Source organism: Brevibacillus sp. FSL K6-2834 (assembly GCF_038592925.1).
Taxonomy (GTDB): Bacteria; Bacillota; Bacilli; order Brevibacillales; family Brevibacillaceae; genus Brevibacillus; species Brevibacillus borstelensis.
The window spans coordinates 3,146,096-3,157,741 of the sequence record NZ_CP151945.1 but is presented as its reverse complement, the minus strand read 5'-3'; the positions used below and the strand labels follow the sequence as shown (position 1 = coordinate 3,157,741).

Annotated in this window: 10 protein-coding genes; all 10 read left to right on the top strand. The window is 53.1% G+C overall.

The window, feature by feature from the left end; translation table 11 throughout:
* Positions 1–61 precede the first annotated feature (61 nt).
* Positions 62–1,234 (top strand): stalk domain-containing protein, encoded by a 1,173-nt coding sequence (locus NST96_RS15655; RefSeq protein WP_039071453.1) that lies wholly within the window; start codon positions 62–64, stop codon positions 1,232–1,234.
* A gap of 81 nt (positions 1,235–1,315) precedes the next feature.
* Positions 1,316–1,471 carry a hypothetical protein gene (locus tag NST96_RS15650; RefSeq protein WP_170208368.1) on the top strand — a complete coding sequence of 52 codons (156 nt, stop codon included), beginning with the start codon at positions 1,316–1,318 and terminating at the stop codon, positions 1,469–1,471.
* A gap of 82 nt (positions 1,472–1,553) precedes the next feature.
* A complete protein-coding gene (locus tag NST96_RS15645; protein ID WP_003385800.1) occupies positions 1,554–3,263 on the top strand; it encodes a sigma-54-dependent Fis family transcriptional regulator in 1,710 nt (569 codons plus the stop codon).
* Between the two features lie 161 nt (positions 3,264–3,424).
* Positions 3,425–4,216: a 3-hydroxybutyrate dehydrogenase gene (locus NST96_RS15640; RefSeq protein ID WP_342404170.1), complete on the top strand. Its 792-nt coding sequence runs from the start codon at positions 3,425–3,427 to the stop codon at positions 4,214–4,216.
* A gap of 30 nt (positions 4,217–4,246) precedes the next feature.
* Positions 4,247–5,464 carry an ABC transporter substrate-binding protein gene (locus tag NST96_RS15635; protein WP_003385798.1) on the top strand — a complete coding sequence of 406 codons (1,218 nt, stop codon included), beginning with the start codon at positions 4,247–4,249 and terminating at the stop codon, positions 5,462–5,464.
* 60 nt (positions 5,465–5,524) lie between these two features.
* A complete protein-coding gene (locus NST96_RS15630) occupies positions 5,525–6,409 on the top strand; it encodes a branched-chain amino acid ABC transporter permease (RefSeq protein ID WP_003385797.1) in 885 nt (294 codons plus the stop codon).
* A 1-nt stretch (position 6,410) separates the two neighbouring features.
* Positions 6,411–8,180 (top strand): branched-chain amino acid ABC transporter ATP-binding protein/permease, encoded by a 1,770-nt coding sequence (locus NST96_RS15625; protein ID WP_003385796.1) that lies wholly within the window; start codon positions 6,411–6,413, stop codon positions 8,178–8,180.
* Complete coding sequence (locus tag NST96_RS15620; protein ID WP_003385795.1) at positions 8,167–8,877, top strand: ABC transporter ATP-binding protein; 711 nt, start codon at positions 8,167–8,169, stop codon at positions 8,875–8,877. Before NST96_RS15625 ends, NST96_RS15620 begins: the two co-directional genes overlap by 14 nt.
* A gap of 176 nt (positions 8,878–9,053) precedes the next feature.
* Positions 9,054–10,349, top strand: coding sequence for a pitrilysin family protein (locus NST96_RS15615; RefSeq protein WP_172921122.1), 1,296 nt, complete (start codon positions 9,054–9,056; stop codon positions 10,347–10,349).
* A gap of 1 nt (position 10,350) precedes the next feature.
* Positions 10,351–11,643, top strand: coding sequence for a pitrilysin family protein (locus tag NST96_RS15610; protein ID WP_031932893.1), 1,293 nt, complete (start codon positions 10,351–10,353; stop codon positions 11,641–11,643).
* Positions 11,644–11,646: the final 3 nt, after the last annotated feature.

Here is an 11,646-nt window from a genome sequence, read left to right as displayed (position 1 = left end):
GAACCTGCTTTCTCCCCTGTGCGATAATGTGTACGAGTTTGAACGCATAGGGGGGAAAAAGATGACTCGCTGTGTACATACTAACAGCCCTCGTCTTATCAGCAGGCTTCTGGGCGCTTTTTTGCTTGTGACATCTTTCACGATAACCCACAGCATGGATGCTCATGCCCAGACATCACGCCCCGTCATCTCGATGATGATAGATGGCAAAGGGGTGCTCTCCGATGTACAGCCTCTTCATCAGAACGGACGCATTTTGGTTCCAATCCGCCTGCTTGCGGAGCACTCGGGCGCAGATGTTTCCTATGATCCGGATACACGCCAGGTGACCTTGCGGGATGGAGCCCATCAGGTGGCTGTGTTCCCTGAAAGCAGAGTGGGATATGTAAATGGAAGCCGCAAAAAGCTGGATACAGCACCCGTAGTCAGAAATAGACGGACACTTGTACCGATTCGGTTTGTCAGTGAATCCTTGGGATACGAAGTGACGTGGGACCAACGGGCAAAAGTGGCGAAGATTTGGACAAAGCCAGTCGCCGAAAATGAAAGGAAGCGCTTGGAGCGAGGAAACCCGTATATCGTCCAGGCTGGAGATACCTTGGAGACGATCGCCAAGCGGCATGGTACAAGTGTTTCTGCAATTCAAGGCAACAATGCTGACGACGCCGGGTATCTGCTCACGGGTCAACTGCTGTTTTTGCCGGGTAACGCGAAAAAGGCAGTGAACCCTCTGTCTGCCGCGGTGGACCATTCTGTGCTGCTCTCGGAAAGATACGTCTTCCCATTTGACAGCAAAAGCGAGTATCAGCCATTTGGAGACAGCTTTGGCTTTGGGCGGGAGTGGACAGAATCAAACTCGGGAACAGTCCGCTCCCATGAAGGAATTGACATCATGGCACCACAGGGGACGCCTGTTTACAGCGTAGGAGACGGCGTGATCAATCGGATCGGCTGGAACACTTATGGCGGGTGGCGAGTCAACATCACCGATGAAAACGGGAAATACCGGATGTACTACGCCCATTTGACAGCCTATCCGCCTGATCTGAAAGTAGGTTCGACGGTCAGACCCGGGCAGTTGATTGGATTTGTCGGCACGACAGGCTATGGACCACCTGGGACAGATGGCATGTTTCCGTCTCACCTGCATTTCGGACTGTATCGGACTGCAGACGATCGGGCAATCAATCCGTACTACTACCTGCAATACTGGGAAAACAACAAGGTTGATTAGCAGCTGATTAGCAAAGGAAGCATTTGGGGCAGACTACCTGTATGGAAGGACTTCAACCATGAGGAAGAAGGAGGACACCATATGTGGACATGTCCCTACTGTGGCGGGAATCACGGCTTGCCTTTTCATGACGGTCAGCTGGACGGCATGCTTTGTCTGGAACCCGATTGCGGGCGATTTGCAGAAAGCGTTTCAGACCACGACGATCTCAGTGAATGGGACGCCACGGATTTTTAGTGCATGATTAGAGGGAGCGCCAATCGCTCCTTTTTTCTTTTCCTTTTTTTCGGTAAAGTGGAAGCATAAAGGAGGTAATCCGATGCAGATTGAATTGATCGAATTTTTAGACTTGATTCCGTACGGGATTGTTTTGGTTGATCGGGATGGAATGATTACCTTTGTCAACACGGCCGGTTCACAGCTTTTGGGACTGAAGAGAGAAGAGATTGTGGAGCGGCCGATCAGCAGTATTGCCCCCGGCTCTGATATGCTGCAGGTCATGAGCCAGGGACGACCCAGTTTACGCAGAGAGATTCGCTATGGCGAAAAGCTTTTTCTCGTTGACCGCCTCCCTTTCTCTGTTGCAGGAGAAGTGGTAGGTGGCATTTCCATTTTTCAGCCTCTGGGCCATATGGCAGACAGCCTCGGAAGGTGGACCGAACAAGAACGCGAGCTGCATCAGTTCAAAGAGCTGGTCGAGCAGCTGTATGACGGAATTGTCATGTGTGACAAAAGCGGGATCATTACGATGATCAATCAAAGCTACTGCGATTTTTTAGGCACGACGATTGAGGAGGCGATCGGACGCCATGTTACGGAAGTGATTGAAAATACGAGAATGCATCTCGTCATCAAGAGCGGCAAACCCGAGATAGACCAGCTAATGCGGATCGGTGACAGGGAGATCATTGTAAGCCGTATGCCGCTGAAGGAAGGGGAGGAGACGGTAGGCGCATTGGGCAAGGTCGTATTCAGCGATTTGCGCGAGCTGCGCAGTATCGTGGAACGCTACAACATCATGGAGCGAAAGCTGGACTTTTACCGTCAGGAGCTAAAGCGGATGATGGGAGCGAAATACTCGTTCGCCCATATTTTTGCCGAGCACCCCCTCATGAAAGAAGCCGTCCATCTGGCCAAACGGATCGCGCAAACGAAATCCTCGGTATTGATCCTCGGTGAGAGCGGGACCGGTAAGGAGCTGTTTGCTCATGCAATCCATGAAGAGAGCAGCAGGGCGGATGGAGCGTTCGTCCGGGTAAACTGTGCCGCCATCCCAAAGGATCTGATGGAAGCAGAGCTGTTCGGGTACGAAGACGGAGCGTTTACCGGAGCGAAAAAAGGAGGAAAGCCCGGCAAGATTGAGCTGGCAAACAACGGGACGCTGTTTCTCGATGAGATCGGGGACATGCCTTTGGATATGCAGGCGAAGCTGCTTCGCGTCCTGCAAGAAAAGGAAGTGGAGCGGATCGGAGCGACCAGACCGGTCAGCGTGGATATTCGCGTCATCGCGGCCACCCATCGTCCTTTGGAGAAATTGATTCGGGAAGGCAGCTTTCGCGAGGATTTGTATTATCGACTGAATGTCTTCACGATTAACCTGCCGCCTCTCCGGGTGCTCGGACTCTCCATCATTGCGCTGGCCCATGAGCTGATCAAAAAGCTGAACAACGAGCTGTATACCGATGTAACAGGCATCAGCCGGCAGGTACAGGAGATTTTTTTGGCGCATCGTTGGCCGGGCAACATGCGGGAAATGAACAATGTGCTGGAGAGGGCCGTACAGTTGGCGGAACAGGGGGAGCTGGAGGTGGAGCATCTGCCGCCTTATTTGCTGGACAGACAGGTGACTGTTGACAGTGAAAATGCTTCGTTTGACCTCGAGGCGGAGGTGGCCAAGACGGAAAGACGCGTGCTCGAAGCTGCACTGGCTCACTGCGGCGGAAACAAAGTCCAGGCAGCCCAACTGCTAGGCATACATAGGGCAAGCTTGTACCGGAAGCTGGAAAAGCACCGGATACCCAACGAATGATCGTCGCAAAAACGCAACATGTCGCAAAGTTGAATCAAGAATGTGTCGCAAAAATGAAACATTCAGATTCAAGAAAGCGATCAATTCTGCTCCTTTCCACTTGGCACAAAGGTTGCAAATATTCTGAATTACAAACGGTTACAAGTGTGGAAGGAGGACCTATGCAAACAAATCTGAAACTCGACAAAGTCGCTTTGATTACAGGGGGGGCAAGCGGGATCGGGCTGTCGATCGCAGAAAAAATGTATGCCGCGGGGTGTCAGATCGCCATCGCTGACATCGACGAAAAGAAGGCGCGGTCTGCTGTTGACTCCATGGAAGCGAGGGACAGCCAAAAGAAAATCGCCATTCAGGCGGATTTGTCCAACTTCGCTTCGATCCGCGAGATGGTTGCTGTTTGCCAAAAAGAGCTTGGCGCTGTCGACATCCTCGTGAACAATGCCGGCTTCCAGCATGTTTCTCCGATTGAGACGTATGATCCTGCGACGTTTCAAAAAATGATTGAGGTCATGCTGGTAGGACCATTCGTGGCGACACAAGCCGTTTTTGCCCAGATGAAACAGCGGGGCTGGGGCAGAATCATCAACATTTCCTCGATCAATGGCAAAATCGGTGCTCCGTTTAAAGCCGGTTATTGTTCTGCAAAACACGGGATTATCGGACTGACGAGAGTGACGGCGATGGAAGCGGCAGACTCAGGTGTGACCTGTAACGCCATTTGCCCCGGGTATGTGGATACGCCGCTCGTCCGCAATCAATTGGCTGATCTTGCAAAAAGCTACCAGGTACCAGAAGAAGAAGTGCTCGAAGAGGTGATTCTCAGAAACGTGCCCCAGCACCGCTTGCTGGAGGCGGGGGAAATTGGCGAATTTGCGGTATTTCTCGCATCTGAACAAGCTGCGGCAATCACCGGTCAGGCCATCAATATCTCGGGCGGATATGTCATGCACTAATAATTTTGGGTAAGAGGGGGACTGGCAGCAGTGAAAAAGGCAAGATGGTGGTTTACGTTGGCGATGGTACTTGCCGTGGGGGCAGCGGGATGCGGACCGAAGCTGGACCAATCTTCAGGCGGTCAATCCGGCGGGCAGACGCAGGCGGGAGCAGCACCCGGCAGCCAGAGCTCCGGGGGAGAGTTCAACGTCGGATTGGCGATTTCGCTCAGCGGCGGAACGGCCAAGTTCGGGGAAGCGGTCAAGCGGGCTGCCCAAATGGCGGTCGACGAGTTTAACGAAGCGGGCGGAGCTGATGGCAAGAAAGCGAAGCTGATCGTGTACGATGACGAGGCCAAACCCGAGAAATCGGTTGAGATCGTTCAGAGATTGATACAGCAGGACAAAGTGGTCGGCTTTGTCGGGCCTGCCAACTCCGGAAATGCAAAAGCCCACATCAAGTTTGCTCAGGAAGCCGGGGTGCCGGAGATCATCCCGGTCGCGACGGGAACGACCATTACCCAGACCTATGAAAAGGAGGACAAGAACTACATCTTTCGGGTAGCGCCCTATGACAAGGGGCAGGTAGAAACCATCCTGAAGTGGGTCGTGGAAGAGAAAAAATTGACCAAGATCGGTCTGCTGCATGATACGACCGGTTACGGGCAGGGCGGCAAGACGGACGTGGAAGGCGTGCTGAAAGACAAATACAACATGACTTTGACCGCAACCGAGTCGTTCCAGGTAAACGATACGAACATGGAGGCGCAGTTGAGCAAAATGCGCGATGCACAGGTTGAAGTCGTGATCTTTTACGGTCTTGCCCCGGAGGCGGCTCAATATTTGAAATCCCGGCAAAAGCTGAACTACTATCCGCTGACGGTCGCGTCCTGGGCGATGGGGGACCCGACAGTGAAAGAGCTGGTGGGAGATCTGGTCAACAAGGACGTTTACATGGTTCAGTCCTTTACGATCGATCAAAGCGCTGAATCAAAAGCATTTCACGACAAGGTGGTAGCCAAATACGGCGAAGACATCTTCCCGATCGCATCGGCTCAAGGGTACGATTGCATGCAGCTGATCCTGCAGGCCGTCAAGAAAGCGGGAACAGACCCGAAGGCGATACGGGACGCTATCGAAAATATGACCGGCTTTACCGGCATCACGGCGATTGGGGAACAGCCGTTTACAAAAGAGAATCACGAAGCGTTGACCAGCTCCAATATGTTTTTGGCGACCTATAGGGACGGCGTAATCGTCAAGCCTTAGCGCTTCGAAGTTCTCTTGACGACTTCGTGGCACGGAAGATCTGGAGAGGAGGTAGTGTTATTGCTGCAAGCCATCGTGAGCGGATTGATTCTGGGGAGCATTTACGCGATTATTGCCCAAGGCTATTACATTACGTTTGTGACCACCCGGACGATGAACTTCGGCCAGGGAGACTTTCTGATGCTGGGCGCTTTGGTGGGATTGACAACATTGGGTACGGTGACTTCTGCAGGAATGAACCTGTTTGTATCAGTTCTCGTCACGATGGTGGTCGTGGCAGCGGCTATGGCCATGCTTGGCTGGGGGCTGGAGAGGGGAGCGATTCGGCCCCTCGGCCACGTTTTGTCCGTGGGCTGGATTCTCAGTACGGTTGCCGTTTCCTTGATGATTCGCAATATTGCGATGCTGATCTGGGGGAGAAATGTGATCCCGTTTCCGTCCCCTTTTGGAAATGAGGTCTACCGATTTGGTTCCGTGGGCATCACCAAGCACGAGATCTTTGTCGCGATCTGTGCCATCGTCATCATGGCCTGCCTGTTTTTCTTCCTGAACCGATCGCTGCTCGGAAAGGCTCTCGCTGCTGTCGCTTTCAACCCGGATGCTGCGTCGCTGATGGGCATTAACCCAAGGCGGATGGCGGTACTCGCCTTTGCTCTCTCGTCAGCGTTGGCCGGCGTCGGCGGCATCCTGGTCGGACCGATCACCAATACCGCGTTTTTCATGGGAGCAACACTCGGTTTAAAGGCTTTTGCTGCTGCCATTATCGGGGGATTGACCAATCCGCTCGGAATTTTGATCGGCGGACTGCTGCTCGGGGTCATCGAGCAGGTATTCTCTCTCTACAGTTCTGCCTACAAGGATGCCAGCGCGTTTTTGCTGATCCTGATCGTCCTTATTTTTATGCCCCAAGGATTGCTCGGAAAGAAAGTAAAGGAGAAGTTTTGATATGAAAAAGTGGCTCCTTTATCTCTTGATAGCGCTTGCCTTGTACTTCTTTCCCTGGCTGTTTCCCAGCTCGTATTACGTGCATATGGCCCAAGGCTTCCTCTACACCTATATTGTCGTAGCCGGACTCAATCTGCTTGTCGGCTTGTCTGGCCAGCTTTCATTGGGGCATGCCGGATTTTATGCCATAGGCGCCTATGTCACCGGCCTTTGCACTGTAGCCGGGGTGCCGTTTCTTCTCAGCTTGCTGCTAGGGGTCCTGATTTGTGCCGGAGCGGGCGGACTCGTGGCAATGCTGTCGCTCCGGGCCAAAGGGCCGTATCTTGCAATGGTGACGATCGCCTTTGGTTTGCTCGTGGAGATTGTAGCCAATCGCTGGGTAGAAGTGACGGGTGGACCGGCAGGCTTGTATTTGCCGGAAGCAAAGCTGTTTGGACTTGGTCTTGGAACGGTGTCTTACTACTGGTTCATTGCTGTCATAGCGCTTGTCGTCACCGTTTTGATCGACAATCTCTTTACCTCTCGATATGGCAGAACATTCCGGGCGATGGGGAACAGTGAAGTAGCTGCGGCCACAGCAGGCGTACACGTCCGCAACTGGAAGGTGCTGGCGTTTGCAATCAGCGCCTGCACGGCCGGTCTCGGAGGAGCGCTGTTTGCGTTTCAAAATGCGTATTTCAACAGCGATACCTTCACCTTCGACAAATCGATTCTGTTTCTTGTCGGCGTCATTGTCGGCGGTGCCGGTACGAGACTGGGACCGCTGGTCGGGACGATTGTCATTTTCCTCCTGCCGCAATGGGTGCAAAGCTTGTACAATTACCACCTGCTGATATTCGGCGGAATTCTGCTGCTTAGTCTGATCGCCCTGCCTGAGGGGATCGTCGGGGGGATCCAGCGCATCTTCAAACAAAGGAACCAATATTCCGGCACACCTTCGCTACCTGCTCCTGATTCGGATGGGCCGAGCCAGATGGGCAGCCGGGACGGAGCCGATTTAAACGTACAGGCAGCGGTCATGGAGTTTGACGGATTTCGGGCGGTGGATGCCATCGATCTGCAGATAAAAGGCTCGGAGGTAAGAGGGCTGATCGGGCCGAACGGGTCGGGCAAAAGTACGACTGTCAACATGCTCTCCGGCGTCTATGTCCCAACCAAAGGGAAGCTGTCGTGGAAGGGTGTGGACGTAACCAGCTTTCCGCCTCATCGGATGGCTGCCGCCGGGATTACCCGAACGTTTCAAAATCTGCAGCTTTTCCACGAATTGACCGTACTGGAAAACGTGATGCTCGGCTTCCATCTCCACTACCGGAAGGGCTTTGCCGCCAATATCCTGCATACGCCCGGCTTTTTGAGAGAAGAAAGCCATTTCCGGGCGGAAGCGATGCGTCTGCTTCAATTTGTCGGCCTGGCCGAAAAAGCGGGCGAGCAGGCGGCAGCGCTCTCCTACGGTCAGCAGCGCTTGGTCGAAATCGCCCGTGCACTCGCCACCAAGCCCGATCTTTTGATCCTCGATGAACCTGCGGCAGGAGCCAGTCTGTATGAGGTGGACAATATCGTTCGGGTCATCCGCAAAGTGAAGGACTCGGGGATTGCCATTTTGCTGGTGGAGCACCATATGGAAATCGTCATGAACGTCTGCGATACGATCACCGTGCTGGACTTTGGGAAAAAGATTGCAGAGGGCGATCCCGCTTTCATCAAGAACCATCCACAAGTCATCGAAGCCTATCTGGGCGGGGAGGAGGTGACGAAGCTTGTTGTCGGTTAATAACGTTCGGGTTCATTACGGGATGGCCGAAGCACTGCGTGGGGTCAATCTCCAGGTCGCGAAAGGGGAGGTCGTCGCTCTGATCGGGCGCAACGGCGCGGGCAAGACAACGCTGTTAAAAGCGATTACGGGACTGGTAAAACTGCGAGAAGGGGAGATTCATTTCCAAGGAAAGCGGATATCCGGCATGCCTGCTCATGAGATCATGCGTCTCGGCATCGGCCATGTACCGCAGGGGAGGCAAGTATTCGGAGACCAGACGGTGGAGGATAATCTCATTCTGGGGGCGTATACAAAGATCAAACAGCAGCCACGTCAGGTTCGCGAGTGGCTGGAGCGGGAATACACCCGTTTTCCAAGACTGAAGGAACGCGCGAAGCAAATGGCCGGGACCTTGTCCGGGGGAGAGCAGCAAATGCTGGCGCTGTCCCGTGCGCTGATGTCGGATCCCGAGCTGCTCGTCCTGGATGAACCGTCAATGGGGCTGTCGCCCTTATACGTGAAGCTCATTTTGGATACGGTGACACAGCTTCGCAGCGAAGGCAAAACGATCCTTTTGGTAGAACAGCTGGCTGCCGCTGCCTTGGCCATTTCAGACCGGGCCTATGTCCTCTCCTCCGGCCAGGTGGAAATGAGCGGAGCTGCCGACGAGCTTTTGCATGACGAAAAAGTCGTACGCACCTATCTCGGCGCATAATGTAAGAAAAGCAGCAAAAGGCGGATTGTGTAAATGCCGCTTTTTGCAGGGCAAACCGCCCGGCCGTAGCTCCTGCTATTGCCGGGTGGGTTATTTTCAGGGAGTGATCTTTGCTGAACCCCCTTCCAATTGGTTACAATAGAGGGGAGTAAGTCGACGGAGAAGGGAGTTTGGCCATGAGCGAAAGCGTAAAGGAAATTTCATTTCATACCACCGCTTTGAACGGTATAAACGTACATATCATGCCTACAGCCAAATTTAAGACAACGACAATCGTGACCATGATCGAACAAGAGCTTTCAGAGGAAACCGTCACGAAGACGGCTCTGCTGGCGATGGTGATGAAGCGGGCAACAGCCCGATTTCCGGAGACCAAGCAGCTTCGTGAGCATCTGGATTTTCTTTACGGAGCGATCTTTGATGTGGACGTTGTGAAAAAAGGCGAGCGGCAAATCCTCCAGATCTACATGGAGGTCCCAAACGAGAAGTACCTGTCCCAGGAAAACGCTCTTTTGGAAAGCGCGATCCGCTTTGTGGGCGACGTGCTGAGCCGTCCCTATCTGGAAGGGAATGCATTCGCAGAAAAATACGTTGCACAGGAAAAAGAGACGCTGCGCAAGCGGATCGAAAGCCTGATCGACGACAAGATGAAATACGCCAACCAGCGCGTGACGGAAGAGATGTGCCAAGGCGAGCCGTTTGCTCTCCTGGCCCAAGGGCGGACGAAGGATCTTGCCGGCATCAGCGGCGAAAGCTTGTACGCCCATTTTCAAGAGCTGATGAGCCACAGTCCGATCGACATTTTTGTAGTCGGAGACGTGGAGCAAAAAGAGGTTGAGGCGGCAATCGGCAAATTCGTTCAGCTTGACCGCAAGGATGTCAAGCAAATCGGGCCGACCAAAGCAAAAAAACAGGTTGCCGAAGAGCGTGTCGTGATCGACAGGCTGGAAGTAAATCAGGCCAAGCTGAACATTGGCTGCCGTACCCAGATCAGCTATGCGGATGAAGACTACCCGGCGCTGCTTGTGTACAACGGCGTATTGGGCGGCTTCCCGCACTCCAAGCTGTTTGTCAATGTGCGCGAAAAGGCGAGCCTCGCTTATTACGCGGTCTCCAGACTGGAGAGCCACAAGGGTATCATGATGATGATGTCCGGGATCGATGTGAAAAACTTCGACCGGGCTGTCACGATTATCAAGGAACAACTGGAGAGCATGAAGCAGGGAAATGTCGGTCAGGAGGAGCTTGAGCAGACGAAGGCGACACTCTCCAACCAATTTCGCGAGCTTCTGGACAGTGCCCGGATGATGATCGACTTTGCCTATAACGGCGTGATTAGCGGACGCAAGCGGCATCTGGAGGAGCTGCTCGCCCAGATCAACGGGATCACCGTCGAGGATTTGAAGCGGGTAGCGGCACAGGTGGCCATTGACACGATATACTTGCTGCGGGACAAGAAGGGAGATGCCTGATATGCAGACGACCGTATTTGAACAGCTGAATGAGACTGTCTACGAGGAAAAGCTACCAAACGGACTGGCTGTCTATCTGGTGCCCAAGCAGGGATTCAGCAAGACCTACGCTGTATTTACGACTCGTTACGGCTCGATTGACAGTCACTTTCGCTTGAAAAACGGCGAAGAAGTGCATGTTCCAGACGGGATTGCCCACTTTCTGGAGCACAAGATGTTTGAGAAGAAAGACATGGATGTCATGCATGAGTTCAGTAGAAATGGTGCCTCGTGCAACGCATTTACCAGCTTCAACCGGACCGCGTACCTGTTTTCTTGCACGGAAAACCTTGACCGCAATCTCAATCTGCTGCTTGATTACGTGCAAGAGCCGTATTTTACCGAGGCCAGCGTAGAAAAAGAAAAGGGCATCATCGGTCAGGAAATTACGATGTACGACGACAATCCGGATTGGAAAGTGTACATGAACCTGTTGAAAGCCATGTACCAGAAGTTCCCGATCAACATTGAAATTGCCGGGACTATCGAATCCATTTCCCATATCACCAAGGATACGTTGTATCAATGCTATGAAACGTTCTACCATCCTGCGAACATGGTGCTGCTGGTAGTCGGTTCCTTTGATCCGGAAACCGTGATGAAATGGGTGCGCGACAACCAGGCAGCGAAAGAATTTCCGCCAACGCCGGTCATCGAGCGCTTGTTTCCGCAGGAGCCGTCTGCGGTCGCCAAAGAGCGCATAGAATTTCAGTTGCCGGTAGGCTTGCCCAAATGCCTGATCGGCTATAAGGAAAAAGCAGACGGTCTGACGGGAGAGGCCTTGTTAAAGCGCGACCTGACCACTAAACTGGTATTGGACATCGCGTTCGGCACCAGTTCTTCGCTCTACCAAAAATGGTACAACGAGGGGCTGATTACGGAGAGCTTTGATTTCGACTACAGCGGAGAAAAGGAGTACGGCTACTCCATTATGGGAGGAGATACGCCTGATCCCGACAAGCTCGCGGCACAGATCAAAGAGGGAATTCGCCAATTGCAGCAGGCTGGAATCAACCAGGAAGACTTTGAACGGGCGAAACGGAAAAAAATCGGGCTGTTCCTCCGTTCGCTCAACTCGGTTGAATTTATTGCCAACCAGTTTACCAGCTACAAGTTCAACGGGAACGAGCTGTTCTCCGTGGTGCCGACGCTTGAGTCGATCACCCGCGAAGACGTAGAAGCGCGCATGAAGGAGCATTTTGTTCCCGAGCAAATGGCTGTCTCGATTGTTCGTTCCGCTTCGCCACAGGAGTAGTGA